Below are 18,812 nucleotides of genomic sequence, written 5' to 3'. Positions count from 1 at the left end.
AAAGAGCTGTCTATACAGTTCTGCTGTTAACTTTACCATTGACATTCTATTACCGTTGTGTTATTTATATCATATCTTATAGCAAAATACTAAGTTCAAGAATTTAGTATTGCAAATAATAAGGTAGGCGGAATTTAGTCTTGCATTTTCAACGACTTATATAAATCACGAATTTAACTTTTCACTTAACGTTATAAAAGATCTTCCTAAAGATCTTTTAATATATTAATATTATGTCTATCATATTTTAACATATCAAAGACTCTAATCATTTCCTTCAGATGTTTTACAATATGAATATGCTGTTCACATTGCTTGCCGTATATACATTCAGAAATTTTTCCAAAATCTTGTACTAAATTCATATAGTAAGGCCATTTGGGAAATTCCAATACCAAACTGCTTTTGGTTATTCTATTATACAGAGAAAAGTATTTTGGTGTTGATATTTTAAGGTTACAATCGTCCATACAACATTGACACACGGTGCATATGCAATGCTCCTATACTACCATTAATAACCTCTGCAGCCTTTTTTACAATTTATCTTTCTGATCGTTTAAACTTATAAAATATTACATTTAACGTGTATTATTAAGTAGCTGCTCCATATTTGACATTCCTTAATACCACACAATTATTCCATCATGGCTTCCTATAAATAAATCAGATTGCCATAATGGTGCAGATATATCTAAATGACACTCTTTGAGCAATTTTTCTACTTGACTGCGTGACTTCCAAAGATGACTTTTTTTATCTCCATCGCATAAGCCTCTTCGATGTTCACACGCAAAACGTTTGGTTTACAAGTATCAACTATCTAATACATTTCTTCTAATTAAAAATAGCTATTTGAATTTATATAAAGCAAGACTTTCTTCAAATATTTACCGAATAATCCACAAAAATCTAGAATTCATATGCTTCCTTTATATTAGACAGTTAAAATAATAAAACTGTCAGTATGAAGTGAGTATATTTTTGTTGGAATAAAATGTCATTCAAACCTTCATGCCAAACGAATTTTAATCAAATTGCAATACTAAAACTTATTAGTTTAAAAAGAAAAAACAACTTACTTGCTTGGCTATGTCAAATTGATAAAAATTTGTACTTTGACTATTTTACAGCATTCTCCAACATAATTAATGTAGAAAACATACAAAAAGTAAATTCAAAAATTTTTCCAGAAGATAACATTGTAAAAAAAATGAACTACACTACATTTCAAAACTAGTTATTCAAATGCATGAGCCATATAGAACTGTAATTTTTTATAAAATATATTTCGAATTAAATTATAAATAAAGAAATAGCAAAAATTTACACTAAAAGTGAAACTTGGGCAAGAGTCACGTTTCACCATGCAAAACCATATGTTACAAAAAAATATAGAGGAGATAAAAACATGAAATGTGAAATAATTAGAGACTTATTACCTTTGTATATTGATACTACATGTAGCAAAAAAAGTACAATTCTTGTTGAAGAACATTTACAGAATTGTATATAATGTAATAAGCTTTTTAGAGATATAGATATCCAGCTGATTTAAAACTAAATTTTGAATATAATGATGAAAAAAAGAGCTAAAATATACAACTTTAATTGAAAAAAATCAAGATTTACATTAAAACAAGCTAATTAATAAAGACTTTTTCTTAAATCAAATTTTAATAATAAATAGACAATAGCCATACTAGCATATTACATTCCCCCGCATATGGATACAAATACAAATCAACAAGAAATAGGCAATAAATTAGCTATAAGTCCTTTATTTGTAAGGATTTAAGCGAAATAATCCAAATACCAATTAATCTCAAAAAGTTGATATTTCTCCTTTTATTGGATTCCAAACTGATTAAAATAACATTAGATAAGTATTTAATAAATAATTTTTTTGTTTCTAACCACCTCAAAATTTGCTAAATCCCTAAATACTTCAATAGAGGAACTATAAATTCGTCTTTATGAATGATATATCTATCATACCTCATACGATAAGAGCAACAACCTTCATCTCATGTATCTGCTACATCTACTCTTAAGAATTTAGATAATATTGAACTTTGTTTTACAAACTCGTCCATTCCCAATAAGCAGTATATGTAGTTCGTGTCCCTCATGCTAAGACTTTGTCTCCGACTTACTTTAGATTTAGATTCCACCTAACGATGAGCACTCTTGCTATTGACTAGCTGCTTCCACTATCAATCCACGGAGAATTTTCACTGCCAAGTTATTGTTACCCTGCCGTACACACAAAAATAAAATAATGATACGTTAATATCATTATTTCATTTTTTCTATATTAATTAAAGATAAAATTTTAGTTTCACCATTTTTCAGAATGGCTTTTTCTTCCTCATTAAATTTATAATCCGTAACTACATAAGTATAATCTGTAACTGAATTCACGTAGGTCAAAGCTCTTCTGTTAAATTTAGATTTATCTGCCACAAGAAATGACTGCTGACATTGACCAACAATCTGCTTCTTTAGGAATGCTTTGTCAGATGTAGGCGTCATCATGTTAAGTTTTTCATCAATAGCAGATGTTCCAAAAAATCCAATGTCAAACTTCATATGTTCCAACATATGTATTGCATAATAACCATAGATACTTCCTGTACTTTTTTGCACAGTTCCACCACAAGTTATCAATTCCACATTGCTGTTTCTCAGAAGACGAACAATCTCCAAATCGTTTGATATCACTGTAATATCACCTGTAAACAGGCCGATATACTACTCTTTAAACTCATTTGTTCATATGCTATATCTTCTTGGTATCTGATTTTTTATATACTCTTCTGTTATCTTCTTATTTCTTCCTACAGTATCTACATATTCTTTGCCCCAAAATTGTCTATTGCTATACTTGTACTTCAAATTTGTATGTCTATCAAAAATCATGAGTGAATTCTTATCCCACAAATGCTGAAACACTTAATTTTGGTGGTACACTTACAAGCATACGTATATGATATTTACAATTCCATTTAGCATGTGCTAAACTAGTATTGCCCATTTCGGACACACCTCCTATGCATTTTAGTTATGGTCGGCAAACTTACTACTATCTTACATTGGAGATATTGTTTTTCTACTCATAGCTAATAAAAGCTTTCCAGAACCACCGTTCTAACCTGTGATATTCTAAATACAAAAAAACTCAGCATTTATATAAATACTGAGTCTTAATCTTAATTAATTAAAATCTTTACTCTAAATATATTTTTAAATTGTTAACAAAAGGACTAATTAATTTTTATGCTTCTGTACCATCTCTAAGTTGAGCTGCTTGTTCGCTAGCATAAGCCATAGAATCTACCTTTTTGACGAAAGGAAGGTAGATAACTGTTCCTATTGCTAACATAATTACTTGTGTTATTGCTAACGATGGACCACCGATTAAGAATCCTGAAAGTATAGCTGGTGTTGTCCAAGGTGGCATAAGTCCACCCATTGGAGAAAGTATACCTGAAGCAATTAATCCATAGAATATCATTCCATTTATTGCTGGTATAATCATAAATGGTATAGCCATAAGTGGATTCATTACTATTGGAGTACCAAACAATATTGGTTCATTAATATTAAAGATTCCTGGTACCAATGATAATTTACCTAATTGTTTAAACTGTGCAGACTTTGTAATAAACAACATACAAATAACTACTCCGATAGTTTCACCTGAACCTGTCATATTAATAAAGTTATCCAGAAATTGTTGAGTTACTATATGAGCTCCATTTGCAAGTGAAAGTTTCCCTGCTGCTTGTAAAGCTGCATTATCCATAGTATTAGCTGTCAATATACCAGTCATAATACCACTTACAACATTACCACCATTTACACCAAAGAACCAGAAGAAAGGTACAAAGAATGCAATTCCTATAACTCCAAGTGGTGAATCTGATAAACCTTGTAATGGTGTTTGGATAATTTTATATATCCATTCAATCATTGTTGTGTTTAATCCAAATCTAAATATTGTATAAATAATATCGGCTCCTACAAATATTACTGCTGCTGGAATAATTGCTGAAAAGGCGTTAACTACTCCGGTAGGAACTCCTTCTGGCATTTTAATTGTAATATTTTTAGCTATAAACCATGAATAAATAGCTCCTACTGATATACCGATTATGATAGCCGCAACCATACCTTTACCGCCAGCCCAATCTATTGGAAGTACGCTTCCAACTTGAACTGGTTCTGCACCTTTTGCAGTATATATAACCCAGTTTGGAGTAGTGATTATAAAAACAACTAATGCCACTATACCTGCTGCCAAAGGTTCATGTCCTTCATTTTTTGCATAGGTATAAGCTATACCAATAACTGAAACTATAGCCATAATATTCATTGTTGCATTTTGAACTTTAAATAATGGATCAGTCCAACCTGCTCCAAATGTGGAAGTAAAGAAATTAGTTACTGTTACTGATGGAAAACAAGCTATTAATAGAAATATTGATCCTATAATATTTAATGGTAGAGCAAACAGTATACCATCTTTTAATGCTTGAATACCCTTAAGATTAATGAATTTCATAACCGTTGGTAATACTTTCTCGTTAAGTGTGTTACTTAATGACATAATAATTCCTCCTTGTAAATAAATTAATGTATATTTAGTGTAATAACTAGAAATTCATTATGTTATAATACATTTTTGTGCTACTATAAAATTTATAATTATCACTTTAAATTTATCTTCATTTTTTCCTGTATCATTTTATAATCAACTATTAGTATTGCACCAACTGAAATTACTTTTGGTTCACATATTTTTTTGCTTTCCCTATCGTGTATCCAACTTGTAACGCTAATTAAATAACGTTTACATTAACTATATTCCTATCCATCTTATAAATAAATTAATGTAATAACTAGAAACTTACTATGCTAGTACATTTTGCATTGCCATAGAATTTATAATTATCCCTTTAAATTTATATATTTCCATATTGCTCTAGCCAATAATATCCTAATCAAATCATATGAAAATTTATGACCATTATTAACTCCTTAGGTTTATCTTCATTTATTTCCTGCTAACTTTATTGCAAAATCTAATACTTTTGCTCCATTCATCATTCCATAATCAACCATTGGTATTACATCAACTGGAATTCCTTTTGGTTCACATATTTTTTTTGCTTTCCCTATCGTATATCCAACTTGTGGCCCTAATAGAACAACGTTTACATTTTCTAAACTTCTCTCCATTTGTGCTTCTGGAAAAGCTTCAATGTCTACTTCTAATCCTTTAGCTTTAGCTGCATCTTTCATTTTACTAACTAAAAGACTTGTTGACATACCTGCTGAACAAAATAATCTAATTTTTATCATATAATTTTCCTCCCAAATCATTTTTTATATTTAATATATTATTATTTGATTTTTTCTAGATACTTATTTGTTCAAAAACGTGTTTACAACTTTTCTTAGTTCAATTATTTGTTCAATTAAGTTTTTTTCTGTTACAGCTGTCATTAAATGATCTTGTGCATGCACAAATAAAACTGAAATATCTATTTTTTCACCATTTGCTTCTTTATGAAGAAAAAACGTTTGTCCATCATGTGCCTTAGACAATGCATCATTTGCTAATTTAATTTCTTCTTCTGCATTTTCATATCTTCCTTCATTTACTAAATTAAGAGCCATATAAGCATGATTCTTGCAATCTCCTGCATTTATTATAATATTCATAATTGCCATTTCTAATTCTTCCATCTTGATCTCCTCCATCTTTATGCTTTATTGTTTTATGTCACTATATAGAAAAATACTTGTACCAAACAATACATAAATTTTAAAAACCATTTTATTTACCACAGGCAATCAATTTCAGTTATTGTAAAAATTCCAACAATTATATAGTTTATTTTTTATAAAAGAATATGTTTAATCAATTAATTCTGAAACATTATTAAAGATTGCTGACCATATTAATATAATATCGTTTTCAATATAGGTAATATAAAAAATTATCTTCTAATGTATACCATTATCAGAAATAGGCAGAAGGCAATGACGCAAAAAAAGATTTGATTTACCAAAAGTTTCTTCAATGATAAGTCCTATAAGTTCTTTAGTATATCTGTATTATTTTTTCTTTTAGAATTCAGAATATTATCAAAGTTAACTACTTTATGACGCCTCTTTGCTTTGTGAATAAAATATTTTATTCACAACTATGACAATTAGCTTACACATATCCCCTCCCTTAAAATCATATATTTAGTAGCAACTTTAGTTTTATTATAATTACTCTAATATCCTTTTTACAGACCAAGATATTTCACCTTAAAGGGTGAAATAATTTATATTAATTTTTTCATTATTGTATGAATTGCTTAATACTTGGAGGTATTGGCGTTGTGAAATCAATGTTTACTTTTTTAATGTATAACTATATTCTAGATAATGAAAGTAAAATCAGAGAATTCTCTATTTATAGTGTTTAACTATGCAAACTATACTAATAATCCCCAATTACTTACTTTTCTTTTCAACATTTTAGAGTAAAAAAGGCGTCTGTACTGGTGCTAACTAAAATAGATAAAGTTTTTTAATAGAGCAAGCTGATTCTAGTAATTTATTCTTATATAAAATCCATAATCTTGGCTCCCTCAGAAGGACAAGAGATTCTAATAGTTGAACTTTTAGGAAACCTATATTCCAACCAGAAAAGGTACTTTATACTTTGCAGTACTTATATATATTCAAGAAAAGTTGTTGGATAGTTTTGGGACATTAGAATGAAAGATATTCTTGTAATGAATGCATTTATGTGAGCATGCGAAAGAATTTTATATACGGACCAGGGATCTCAATTTACAGCTTTAAGATTCCAAGTATTATTAAAAATGTATGCTGCTATTCATAATGAAAGTAAAAAAGTAAATACCTATACCGTATTATAGAACAATAAAGAGAGAACTCATTCAAAATGCTCATTATGAGTCACCTGAACAAATTCAAAAAGAAAACTTTTAAACACATTGAAATTATTATAACTAAAAAATATATTCTTTAGAATTGCTTAACTTTATGTCTACAAAACCTGACAGGGAGCAGTTCATTTGAGAGCTCTAAAATACGATTTCGTGATATTTATATATATATCTTCACTATGTATTCATATTGATATTCCACTTTTAATATTTTAGTTAATTCATTTTCTCTTATATACTCAATAGCCCTATGAAATTCTTCAGCACTGATTTCCACATCATCATTAGATAGTGATACTATTGATTTTTTGCTAGAGCGTGTCGTTGGTGTTTCTTTTATTTTTTCTAATATTATATATACATTACTACTCATACTACCACCTTCCTATATTTCAATTATATAAATTTCACCAATATACTTTTAAAAAAACATATTTCTAAAACTTCAGCAGATCATTTAGAAACATCCGCATATAACTTTGTTATATATTGATGGTCACGTTCTACTTTTAATATTTTTACTAAATCATTTTCCCATATATATTGAACAGCTGCATCAAAGTCTTCAACTTGCAAATTTACATTGCTGATAGATAACACCACTATCGATCGCTTGCCAGATTGTATTATTGGCACTACCTTTATTTTTTCTAATATTGTATTTACATTATTATTCATATTTATCATCTCCTTACGATATAATATTATATAAAAAATATAAAATCTTTTGAAATATTACATTCTATAATAGTTAAAGAGCTTTTTTGTTTTATTATTCTAGAAGAAAATAAAGGCAAATTAAGTACTTCTACCTAATCTACCTTTATTTTTTGTTTTCTAGTTTTATATTTGAGTTGTTTAACATATAGATATAATATCACATTATTACATAGTAATTCTTATATTTTCAAAATTCCTAAAAATATAAAGAGCATAGATTTAATTTAATAAACTATATCTCTCAAAATTCAACTTATTTTATTAGCTGCACCTTTATTATCAAAATCATCTACAGCTCTGATGCATAATTCCATGATAATAGAATAAATAAGCTTGTAACTTATTCGAAAAAAATTCAACAAATTATCATTATCTAAAACTTATATCGCACATATTCATGTTCACATGGATTGCCGACCGTTATATATAGTCTTTTCTTAAGGTATTATAATAAATGATGCAAGAGTTTTGACGATATCGTAACTTTTAAATCAATATGACGGCATATAGATTTTAATCATGATCCATCAAAATTTTCTTAATAATTCCAATATTCATGTGTCCGTAATGCTGATTCATCAGATTACAAATTCTATCTAAACGTTGGTAGCTGTCTAGCTGTAATTATGGTGCAGTATCCACTTCCTTAAAACGTTCTGTAATATAATGATTTAAGTGTAAAATCATATCCCTTTCTGGATATAGAAGTTCAAAATCATTATGAATACTTTCAATACCTAACATACGACCGTTCATATCCGCTATATGATAATAGCCAAGACCAAGCACTATTGTATAGCATCATAAGCACGTTCCTCCCTCACAACTTTAGACAGATAATAACCTACCGGAATATTAAATGAGTAATTTTTGCCTATAGTAGCATTTGCACACATTACGATTCCAGCGGATGAAAATATGAATTCACTGGACTTTGAAAAACTTAATATGAATTGTTGAAGACAATTACCATGATGGATTTTTAATAATTCTATTGGTGCTTCAGTAAAAAAATCTATATTTTGCCCTAGAATAGTTTTCCCGTCTTGTATTGCCTTTCTTGTTACTGCCAATTATCTATATCTGAAAGTTCTGAAACATTATTACAATGGAAAGTAAGCTCATTATAAAACACTTCTTTATAATTTCAGTATTTATGCTTAATTATTTATAAAACTTATAATGAACTGTTATTTTTTCTTTAACGTTATTAAACTCATCAATAGTAATTTTATCCATCAAAGTTTCCACTAATCTCCTATCACATTACTCACCCCTTAGTTATTTAATACTGCTTATTTCTAATTGATCATATTTCTCTAAAAATGGAAGTAATTTATCTATGATTATTTGAGTTCCACCTTTTGTATCAGACTCTATATTTAAGGCTAAAACAGGTTCATGTAATGATAATCTTAATAAAAACCATCCATCCCCATTAGCCTTATTGCAGGCAACTCTAATGCCCTCATAATTATTAGGCACTATACTAAAGCCAGTTCTATTCGCATAACTTTCTAGATCACCTATTATTCTCGATCCATATTCTCTAAAATTCTCTTTCCTAATTTCAATTCTAAAATCTGTGCTCTCACATGGCATTTTTAGGTCTTTTATCAAACTTTCGATTCTTTTACCTTCTGCATTTAGCTTGGCCATTTTAATTAGTATCTTAGCAATTAAATATGCCCCATCATCTAAGAAATAGTTTTCTTTTAGTGCCGCATGACCTGATGTTTCAATAGCTAAATCAGATTCTTTTCCTTCATTGTTTAACCTTACTGCTTCATTTATAACATTTCTATACCCTCTTTTAAATCGGTGATGGATTCCTCCTGATTTATTAATAAATTCACCTAATCCAGTTGAGGTTATAGAATCAGTTACTATTATAGAATTGGGATGCTCCTCTAAAACAATCGATGAAATTAATGCTATTAATGCATTTTTATTTATTTCCATTCCATGTGAATCTACGATTGCAGCCCTATCTACATCTGTATCAAAAATTATTCCTAAATCAGCCCTATTTTCTAATACTGCATTTCTTATAGATTCCATTGCTTCTTTATTTTCTGGGTTTGGAATATGATTTGGAAAGGTTCCATCAGGATCAGTAAATTGACTTCCAGTTATATCTGCTCCTAAAGTTTTTAACACTTTATATGCAAAAAAACCACCTGCACCATTGCCAGCATCAACAACAATTTTAAATCCTGCTAATGGTTTATCATAATTTACTTTAGCATCAGCACCACGCCTAATCATTCCTGCTAATATCTTTGAATATTCATCAATGAGATCCACTTTTGAAACTTCGCCTAAATTTGCACTATTATAACTTTCTTCTTTAGAAGCTATTGAAAGAATATTTTGTATATCTTCCTTCTCACATCCACCTTCTTTTGTAAAGAACTTTAATCCATTATAGTAGTAAGGCAGATGACTTGCTGTAATCATAATAGATCCATCACATTTATAATTCTCTAAAACTGTAGTCATAAACATTGCTGGTGTTGTTGCCATTGAGCAATCATATACACTGCATCCTAAATCTGTTAATTCTTCAATTACAGCAGCTTTTAAATCTGGACCTGAAAGCCTTGAATCAATTCCAACGGCAATCTTTAAATTTTCAGCTTTTGCATTTATTTTATTTTCTAGCATTCTTACAAATCCATAAGCTATGAATTTTGCAACCTGAGGAACTAAATTAACTTTCTTTCCTGCTCCACCAATAGCTATTCCTCTTATGTCTGAACCATTTTGTAATTTTTCATAATCTACTAGCATATTACGATACCTCCTACTGCATTTAGTTTATAAAGTATAACTATAAATTTCAATTATGCATGAAAATAGCTGATTAATAATTGTTAAAAGCATAGGATCTTTCATACTACTTTTCTAAAACAACTTTACAGTTTCAACTATATTATCTGTTGTTAAACCGTAATGCTCTAATAATGCATTTGGGGTTCCTGACTGACCAAATACATCATTTAAACCAATCAATTTAATTTTAGTAGGTAATTCTTGTGACAATACTTCACAAACAGCTGAGCCTAATCCGCCAATTACACTATGTTCTTCTACAGTTACAACTTTACCATTTTCCTTTGCTACTTTAACAATAATATCTTTATCTATTGGTTTTATAGTTGCAATATTTACAACTGTTGCATTTATACCTTGGTCTTTTAATTTTTCTGCTGCTTCCAGGACCTTAGCAACCATCATTCCAGTTGCAATTATTGCAACATCTTTACCTTCTTTTAAAATTTCACCTTTTCCAATTTCAAACTTATAGTTTTCGTCATGAATTGTTGGTGTAGCAGCTCTGCCTAGCCTTATATATACTGGTCCATAATATTCTGCTGCTGCATATATTGCTGCTTTTGCTTCTATATCATCTGCTGGATTCAATACTACCATATTAGGTATACTTCTCATTAATGCTATATCTTCAACTGCCTGATGAGTACCTCCGTCTTCTCCTACTGTTACTCCAGCATGTGTTGCTGCTATTTTCACATTTAATTTTGGATAACATACAGAATTTCTAATTTGTTCAAAAGCCCTGCCTGCTGCAAATATAGCAAAAGAACTTGCAAATGGAATCTTACCACTTGCTGCAAATCCCGCTGCTGTTGCTATCATGTCCTGTTCCGCTATACCCATATCAAAAAATCTTTCTGGGCAGACTTTTTTAAATTCTATTGTCTTTGTAGCCTGCGCTAAATCTGCATCTAAAACTACTACTTTTTCGTTTTTACTTAATTCTACTAACGTTTTACCGTATGCTTCTCTAGTTGCTGCTCCCATTATGCTTCTCCCCTTCCTAATTCTTCTATAGCTGCTTTTCTTTGCTCTTCATTTGGAGCTGTTCCATGCCAGCCTGCTTGATTTTCCATAAATGATACTCCTTTACCCTTTACAGTTTTTGCAATTATAACTGTAGGTTTACCCTTAATAGCCTTAGCTTCATCTATAGCACTTCCTATTGCTTCTAAGTCATGTCCATCTATTTTAATTACATGCCATCCAAATGCTGCAAATTTCTCATCAATCGGATTTATATTCATAACTTCTTTATTTGGGCCATCTATTTGTAGACCGTTAAAATCTAATATTGCTATTATATTATCTAATTTATAATGTGCAGAACTCATTGCCGCTTCCCAAATTTGACCTTCTTGAACTTCTCCATCTCCAAGAATTACATATATATTGTGATCTTTATTATCAAGTTTTGCAGATAGCGCCATTCCATTTGCGGCTGATAAACCTTGCCCTAGTGAACCAGTTGACATATCAATACCCGGTGTTGATTTCATATCTGGATGACCTTGTAACATAGCGCCAATCTTTCTTAATTTAACTAATTCTTCTTTTGGAAAATATCCTCTTTCAGCTAACGTAGCATAAAGCGCTGGAGCTACATGACCTTTTGATAGTACCAATCTATCTCTATCTTCCCATTTTGGATTTTTAGGATCAATATTCATCTTATCGAAATACAATACTGTTAATATATCTGTAACTGATAAAGATCCTCCTGGATGTCCTGACTTTGCAGCTGCTACAGCTTCTATAATGTTTATTCTTACATTTTTAGCTACATTTTTTAATTCAGGTATATTCATAAATTATTCCTCCTTATATTTTTTTAAAACGAAAACATCCCTTTCTGGAATAATAGAATTATTACAAATATTAAACCAATCAAAGGAATGTTCTTAAATAAAATCTTTTGTTATTTATTAAAGGTTTCATCGTAGCTTTTAATGAATATTCAATACCAATATACGTTCTGCCAATATTAGATAGATAAAATTTGTGATAATTTAAACAAATCATCTGCAAAGACTTTTTCTTTTTTTATAGCATCACATATATTGTCTGCTATTAAATGGTTATCTCTAATACCAATGGCACAATTTGACTTCCCTTCTAGCAGAAGCTCAACTGCTTTTGCCCCCATTTGGCTTGCCAAAATTCTATCAAAAGCAGTAGGTGCACCGCCTCTTTGCAAAAATCCCAATACCGTAACCCTAGATTCAATACCAGTCTGTTGTAATATTTCTTTTTTCAAATCTTCTGCTGAACCTCTTCCTTCTGCTAAAACGATAATATTGTGAGCCTTACCACGCTTTTTTCCTTGTAATAATTTCTGTGCTATATCGCTAAGTTCATATTGTTTTTCTGGAATGAGAATGCTTTCTGCCCCACCTGCAAGACCAGCATATAGAGCAATATCCCCACAGCATCTTCCCATAACTTCAATAATAGTAACTTTTTCATGAGACATGGATGTGTCTCTTATTTTACTGATCGCATCTAATACTGTATTAAGTGCTGTGTCAAAACCAATTGTATAATCGGTATAAGGCAAATCGTTATCTATAGTTCCAGGAATACCTATAACCTGTATATTTTCTCTACTAAGTTTGTTGGCTCCTTGAAATGAACCATCACCACCAATTACTACTAATCCTTCAATCTCATGCTCTTTTAATATAGTACTGGCAGCTTGAATTCCTTCATCTGATTTCATTTTTTCACACCGTGACGATTTTAAAATGGTTCCACCTTTATGAATAATATCTCCAACCGAAGATACATTCATCTCTTTTATTTCTCCTTTTAAAAGACCGGTATAGCCTCGCTTAATACCAACGACTTTAAGATTATAATGATGTGCAGTCCGAACTACAGCTCTAATGGCCGCATTCATCCCTGGTGCATCTCCACCGCTGGTAAGTACACCAATTTTCTTCATTCCTTTATCCTCTTTTCTAAGATGAGCTTGATACACTTCAAGCTCATTATTTTAGCTTGCTTATTATGCTATTGCTTACTATATTCAGTATTTCATTCATATACTTTTTATCACAATCGTTTACTACTTTTTCATTTACTTAATAGCAAAAGTTATTAGATAACTTCTATTTCTTCTAAAATATTACAGATTACTTTTTTATCTTTTGCTTCACGCAATTTTTGAACATTACCTATATCTGAACACACGGTAGCAATTGAACCAAGAATTTTTATATGCTCTCCGTCTCTACCAGCGATACCAATTAGAATATAGGCTATTCCATCTTCAAATTGTACACCATCTGGAACTTGTAAAACTGATATTCCCGATGTAATAATGTACGGCTCTGATCCATCTGTTCCATGTGGAATAGCTAGATTATTACCAATATACACCGTTGCTCCTCTTTCCCGATCTACCATGCGCTCTACATATTCTTTATAAACGTATCCATTTTTCACTAAGGTATCTCCACAAGCGCGAATCGCATCCCATTTGTTATCGAATCTTGCATTAAGGATAATATTATCTTCACAAAGTATAGCACGCTTCAAAGTAATCCCTCCTTCTAACACTGTTGTCATCCTATATTAATGTTTAATTATTAATACATTTATTAAACATATTCATCATTTTATCCCATGAAACTTTTAAATCTGCATCTAAATTAAACAATCCTGATGATCCAACGATAAACACTTCTGTACCTGCTTCAGCTAATTTTTTGAAAGTCTTTTCATTACATGAACCATCAACTTCAATAAGGTAAGAATATCCATTCTCTTCACGTAATCTTTTAACTTCTTCAATTTTATCTAGCATTTCTTCAATAAATGTCTGACCAGCAAATCCAGCATCTACTGTTAATATTGTAATTTTATCTAACATACCAAGATAATGCTTAATGTATTCCACAGGGGTTGCAGGATTAAGTACAACACCAGTTTTACAACCTAAAGCTTTTATAGTACGCATAATTCTGAATGCATCCTTATTAATTGTTTCAGCATGTGGTGAAATATAAGTTGCTCCTGCTTTTGCTATACCTTCTAAAAAATCTGCAGGATTTTCCACCATTAAGTGAGCATCCATTGGAATTTTAGTAATTGTTTTTAATTGTTCCATCATAGCTGGAGACAACGAAAAGTTTTTCACATAATGTCCATCCATAATATCGACATGAAAGATATCTGCCCTCTCATTTAAAATTTCAATTTGGTTTTTTAAGTCTAAAAAGTTAGCGCACATAAGTGATGGTGCAAACATTGGTTTCATAAATTATCATCCTTTCTTCTACTAAACTTATTAAAATTTAATGAACTTATCCATATAATTAATAGGATTATTCAAATAATCATATAAACTTGGATTTTCTACGAATTGATCATAAATCGGCTTGTCCATAGAAATTCCCAATGATGGATTTTCTGATATATTTGTGATTTTTACATCAGCCACATTCCCATAATTAGGATTCACAACTGCTTTAAATCCTAAATTTCCATTTTCCGTGATATAGTAACTCATTCCATGATTTTCACCAATAGGTCCATACATATTACTACATTCAGTAGAAACTAAATCTGCAAAAACCAACGGTTCATTTCCAACATTAATAGTCACATGACCATAATCTGGTGGTATAAGCAATTTGTCACCTGAATTAGCTTTAACTGCATAAGCTTCAACAATATCTCCATTTTCATTTGATTTCTGTAATACAAAAACTGCATTTCCTTGCATAACTTCGTAAATTTCAGGATATGAAATTCCTTGATCTGGAACCTGACAATGATAATGTCCAGATGTTTTTTTGAATTCATCTCCCATGTTACCTGGTCTAACTACAATTAAATCATATCTCAGTTTATGCTTTGCAAATAAATCAACATCCTGTTTCATCATTACGCCTTCATAAAAGTTATAAAAAACTTCTTCATTTAGAACATCTGGATTTTTTAATAAGTTTTTCATCTGACTAGTAGATTTACCAGATGAACTTATACAATTTACTTCTTCTTCAAAATGCATTTCACAATTATCCTGCTCAAACATAACTGGAAGTGGACAATTATTGATCTGTTTCTTATTCATCATATCACTCCTATCAACATATTCTCTTTGATAAACAATCTGTTCTTTAATAAATCGAGCAAACTTTGCTCGTCGTGTTTATTTGTGTTATTTTGTTGTTATATGTGTATTATATATATTTATTTTTGTTTTGTCAATGCCATTTTGTCATTTTAGCAACTATATCAACATGTAAATTATTATTTATACACATGATAACCACATTTAAGCATATAAACTCTCATAAATATTTAGAAACTCATATGCAAACTTATGCAATTCTTTCACTTTAACAATGTGTTTTTTTGTTATTTTCCCCAATATTCAATATGTATTTGTTGTTTTTAATGGATAATCGTGTTATAATAATTATAAATATTTATAGGAAAGAGGTTCAGAGTATGGAAAAACTACTTGCTGTGGACCGACAGCAGAAAATTGTAGAGTTGCTAAATAGCAATGGTAGCATGAAGGTTCAAGATCTTGCTAAATCTTTTCAAGTATCTAAGGAAACAATTCGTCGAGATTTAACCTATTTATCTGAAAAAGGTCTTGTAAAAAAAAGTCACGGTGGTGCCCTAGCTCCTAACGATTATGAATTAGAATTAGATACAGTCTCGCTAGAAAATCGGATAGATAAAAATATGGATCTAAAAATGCAGTTATGCAAAAAAGCATTAGAATATATTCCACCTAATGCTGTCATTTATTTAGATACGGGTAGTACAATTCATTGCCTCGCTGAACTTTTAAGTCAAATGTCTGGCTATACAATTGTTACCGCATCGTTAAATGCTGCAAATACCTTAGTAAAAAGCAATAACCGAACTTTAATTACTGGTGGTCAATTAAATCCAACCACTATGGCTATCGATGGACTACAAACAATTGATTTTATTAGCAAGATTAGAGTTGATACAGCCTTTTTAGGTACTAATGGATTCGAGCAGCATAATGGTCCGTCAGGCACTGACTTTTCAGATGTGCAGGCAAAGCAAACCATTGTTCGCAATTCAAGAACTAATATCGTTATTTCAGAAAGTCGGAAAGCATCTTATTCTGCTCTACTCCAGTATGCAGAGTGGCGGGACATTGATTATTTTATTACAGACTCTGATTTACCTCTAAAGACAAAACAAAAACTCGATGACATGACGACTGTTATCACACTGCAAAAATATCAATGACAAAAAAATGATCCACACAAAGACAAGTGTTGATCATTTTTTATGCATGATTTTAATCACAGCTATATCTATTAAAATATATTCAAGTAAAAAATCTCATCAAATTTTAATATTGAATAAAGCAATGATTTTAAATGAACAAGCATTTAATGTCATAATTAGCCTTTTATTTTTTAGATTGGAGTTTTTTTTACTTATGAGTAAATTTGCAAATAATAGAGGCATATATAAAAATTAATTAAACTTATTGATTGAAACATGAAAGTTCTTTAATGCATTAGTTTAGAAAGATATGCATTAAAGAATTTTACTACTGTGAATAATTATAAAATTAAGAATTCTTCCCAAAAATAAAGTATATATCTGCAATATTATTTATAAAACAATTAATAATAACTCCAACCAATTAAAATGCTATTGATTGGAGTTTTAAATATTATACATAAACGTTTTCTATCATGACCTTTTTTATTATGGGAATGGTCTACTATCACAGACATCTTCCATATAGCCTACCTCTTAATTACGGCAGCATAAGAAATTCTTTATAGTATTAAGAATTCTTTATATAATTTATAATTTTATCATATTCAGAGTTTTCTAGTAAATTTGACACTCCAAATACTGGTATACTTTTATTATATTTCTTAATTGTATCGTGTACTCTTTCTTCTAATGCTTTACTTGTGATAATAATATCTGCACTTTCTGGAATATCTTTCACTGAGGAATGCTCTACATTTATCTCCAACATAGCCTTATTCAATTTATTTTTCATTAGAGAAACGCCCATTACGCTTGAACCCATTCCTGCATCACAGGCGAAGAGAATATTTTTAATTTTTCCAGCTGATCTTACAACTGTTGCAGAAGCAGAAGTTACAGAAGTTGTAGCAGTTGGCATTCCAGGAATTGAAATTGCAGGACTTTCTTCTTCGCTTTCTTCTTCATCTACAGATTTATCTCCAATTAGAAGTAATCCTGTTACTGCACAAGTTACAACTAACCCTACCGCATATCCTGCTATATTAGCAAAGAATGTTCCCTTTGGAGTCATAGCTAATAATGCTATAAAACTTCCTGGAGAAACAGCTGCAACTGTACCACCATGTAAAATACTAAGTGTGAAAAGTGCTGCAATATTTCCTGCTATAGGTCCTAAAATTGTCTTAGGTTTAGATAATATATAAGGGAATACTACTTCTGCAATCCCACCAAAAAACATTATAATTGTTGCTGCTGGTGCTGACTTTTTAGCAATACCTTTTCCAAATATTGCGAAAGCCAACGCAACTCCAACCCAAACACTACCATTTGCTTCTACAAGGAACAGAATTGATTTTCCTGTAGCTGCTGCTTGTTGAACACCTAATGGTACCATAATACCATGATTAATTACATTGTTTAAGAATAGAACATCCGCTACTTGTACAAAAATTGATGTAAATGGTAATATATTAGCATTTACTAGGTATTGAACACCAGTCGATAAAACATTCATTATTGCATTTAATACTGGTTGGACTGTTATTAATCCAAGAAGCATTAAGAACAAGCCTACGAATCCCATAGAAAAGTTATCAACTAGCATTTCCATACCTGGTTTAACTTTTCCTTCAAATAGCTTATCCACCTTTTTCATAACGAAAGCTCCTAGCGGTCCCATTAACATACCCCCAGCTAGCATAGGTACCTCAGCACCAACAACTACACCCATAGTTGCAATTGCACCAGCTACTCCACCACGACGTCCGTGAATCATAGTTCCACCAGTATAACCAATTAGAACTGGCATTAAATATTGAAGAGTCGGTGAAACTAAACGGGCGAAAAATTCATTTGGAATCCATCCTGTAGGAATAAATAATGCTGTTAAAAACCCCCATGCGATAAATGCTCCAATATTAGGCATTACCATACCGCTAAGAAATGTTCCATACTTCTGAATTCTCATTTTTATAGAAGTGTTTTGACTCATAATTTCATCCTCCTAAATATACTTTTTTATTTTGTTTTTAAATATGTGTTTAA

19 protein-coding genes and 1 pseudogene are annotated in these 18,812 nt (G+C 30.5%); 2 read left to right on the top strand and 18 right to left on the bottom strand.

All coding sequences use genetic code 11. The features are described from left to right. Positions 1-206 precede the first annotated feature (206 nt). Complete coding sequence (locus CDLVIII_RS31250; protein WP_186005563.1) at positions 207-365, bottom strand: hypothetical protein; 159 nt, start codon at positions 363-365, stop codon at positions 207-209. Positions 366-1,411: 1,046 nt separating this feature from the next. On the opposite strand from CDLVIII_RS31250, the gene CDLVIII_RS29880 reads away from it, so the two are divergent. Beyond that, the gene (locus tag CDLVIII_RS29880; protein ID WP_083825344.1) at positions 1,412-1,516 is read left to right on the top strand and encodes a zf-HC2 domain-containing protein; all 105 of its coding nucleotides are present in this window, start codon (positions 1,412-1,414) and stop codon (positions 1,514-1,516) included. Between the two features lie 782 nt (positions 1,517-2,298). Here CDLVIII_RS29880 and CDLVIII_RS31245 read toward each other — a convergent pair. The 16 genes and pseudogenes from CDLVIII_RS31245 to CDLVIII_RS12385 form a co-directional block, all read right to left on the bottom strand. After that, the gene (locus CDLVIII_RS31245) at positions 2,299-2,724 is read right to left on the bottom strand and encodes a DeoR/GlpR transcriptional regulator (RefSeq protein ID WP_050816261.1); all 426 of its coding nucleotides are present in this window, start codon (positions 2,722-2,724) and stop codon (positions 2,299-2,301) included. 72 nt (positions 2,725-2,796) lie between these two features. Further along, positions 2,797-2,992 (bottom strand): annotated as a pseudogene (locus CDLVIII_RS31980) (transposase); the annotation flags it as partial. A gap of 285 nt (positions 2,993-3,277) precedes the next feature. Further along, a complete protein-coding gene (locus CDLVIII_RS12445; RefSeq protein ID WP_009169798.1) occupies positions 3,278-4,612 on the bottom strand; it encodes a PTS transporter subunit EIIC in 1,335 nt (444 codons plus the stop codon). Between the two features lie 443 nt (positions 4,613-5,055). Then, entirely contained in the window at positions 5,056-5,367 is a 312-nt protein-coding gene (locus CDLVIII_RS12440) for a PTS sugar transporter subunit IIB (protein ID WP_009169797.1), read from the bottom strand. 63 nt (positions 5,368-5,430) lie between these two features. Further along, positions 5,431-5,754, bottom strand: a complete 324-nt coding sequence (locus tag CDLVIII_RS12435; protein ID WP_009169796.1) for a PTS lactose/cellobiose transporter subunit IIA — start codon at positions 5,752-5,754, stop codon at positions 5,431-5,433. A gap of 1,383 nt (positions 5,755-7,137) precedes the next feature. Continuing rightward, entirely contained in the window at positions 7,138-7,350 is a 213-nt protein-coding gene (locus CDLVIII_RS12430) for a hypothetical protein (protein WP_009169795.1), read from the bottom strand. A gap of 80 nt (positions 7,351-7,430) precedes the next feature. After that, entirely contained in the window at positions 7,431-7,655 is a 225-nt protein-coding gene (locus tag CDLVIII_RS12425; protein ID WP_009169794.1) for a hypothetical protein, read from the bottom strand. A gap of 666 nt (positions 7,656-8,321) precedes the next feature. Further along, a complete protein-coding gene (locus CDLVIII_RS32515) occupies positions 8,322-8,453 on the bottom strand; it encodes a hypothetical protein (protein ID WP_278245915.1) in 132 nt (43 codons plus the stop codon). A gap of 32 nt (positions 8,454-8,485) precedes the next feature. Further along, positions 8,486-8,770 carry a hypothetical protein gene (locus CDLVIII_RS12420; RefSeq protein ID WP_035301768.1) on the bottom strand — a complete coding sequence of 95 codons (285 nt, stop codon included), beginning with the start codon at positions 8,768-8,770 and terminating at the stop codon, positions 8,486-8,488. Between the two features lie 208 nt (positions 8,771-8,978). Further along, entirely contained in the window at positions 8,979-10,490 is a 1,512-nt protein-coding gene (locus CDLVIII_RS12415) for a phosphoglucomutase (protein WP_009169793.1), read from the bottom strand. A gap of 114 nt (positions 10,491-10,604) precedes the next feature. Next, complete coding sequence (locus CDLVIII_RS12410) at positions 10,605-11,522, bottom strand: transketolase family protein (protein WP_009169792.1); 918 nt, start codon at positions 11,520-11,522, stop codon at positions 10,605-10,607. Then, entirely contained in the window at positions 11,522-12,343 is an 822-nt protein-coding gene (locus CDLVIII_RS12405) for a transketolase (RefSeq protein ID WP_009169791.1), read from the bottom strand. Before CDLVIII_RS12405 ends, CDLVIII_RS12410 begins: the two co-directional genes overlap by 1 nt. Positions 12,344-12,519: 176 nt before the next feature. Next, on the bottom strand, positions 12,520-13,479 hold the full coding sequence (gene pfkA, locus CDLVIII_RS12400; RefSeq protein WP_035301767.1) for a 6-phosphofructokinase: 960 nt from the start codon (positions 13,477-13,479) through the stop codon (positions 12,520-12,522). A gap of 155 nt (positions 13,480-13,634) precedes the next feature. Beyond that, the gene (locus CDLVIII_RS12395; RefSeq protein WP_035301766.1) at positions 13,635-14,075 is read right to left on the bottom strand and encodes a PTS sugar transporter subunit IIA; all 441 of its coding nucleotides are present in this window, start codon (positions 14,073-14,075) and stop codon (positions 13,635-13,637) included. 43 nt (positions 14,076-14,118) lie between these two features. Next, a complete protein-coding gene (alsE, locus tag CDLVIII_RS12390; protein WP_009169788.1) occupies positions 14,119-14,796 on the bottom strand; it encodes a D-allulose 6-phosphate 3-epimerase in 678 nt (225 codons plus the stop codon). 30 nt (positions 14,797-14,826) lie between these two features. After that, positions 14,827-15,615: a glucose-6-phosphate isomerase family protein gene (locus CDLVIII_RS12385; RefSeq protein ID WP_009169787.1), complete on the bottom strand. Its 789-nt coding sequence runs from the start codon at positions 15,613-15,615 to the stop codon at positions 14,827-14,829. A 380-nt stretch (positions 15,616-15,995) separates the two neighbouring features. On the opposite strand from CDLVIII_RS12385, the gene CDLVIII_RS12380 reads away from it, so the two are divergent. Next, the gene (locus tag CDLVIII_RS12380; RefSeq protein WP_009169786.1) at positions 15,996-16,781 is read left to right on the top strand and encodes a DeoR/GlpR family DNA-binding transcription regulator; all 786 of its coding nucleotides are present in this window, start codon (positions 15,996-15,998) and stop codon (positions 16,779-16,781) included. Positions 16,782-17,334: 553 nt separating this feature from the next. On the opposite strand, the gene CDLVIII_RS12375 is transcribed toward CDLVIII_RS12380, so the two are convergent. Beyond that, a complete protein-coding gene (locus tag CDLVIII_RS12375) occupies positions 17,335-18,759 on the bottom strand; it encodes a PTS mannitol transporter subunit IICB (RefSeq protein WP_009169785.1) in 1,425 nt (474 codons plus the stop codon). Positions 18,760-18,812 lie beyond the last annotated feature (53 nt).

The organism is Clostridium sp. DL-VIII, from assembly GCF_000230835.1.
Classification (GTDB): Bacteria; Bacillota; Clostridia; order Clostridiales; family Clostridiaceae; genus Clostridium.
The sequence above is the reverse complement of the archived record's forward strand: the minus strand, read 5'-3'. Positions and strand labels throughout refer to the sequence as shown.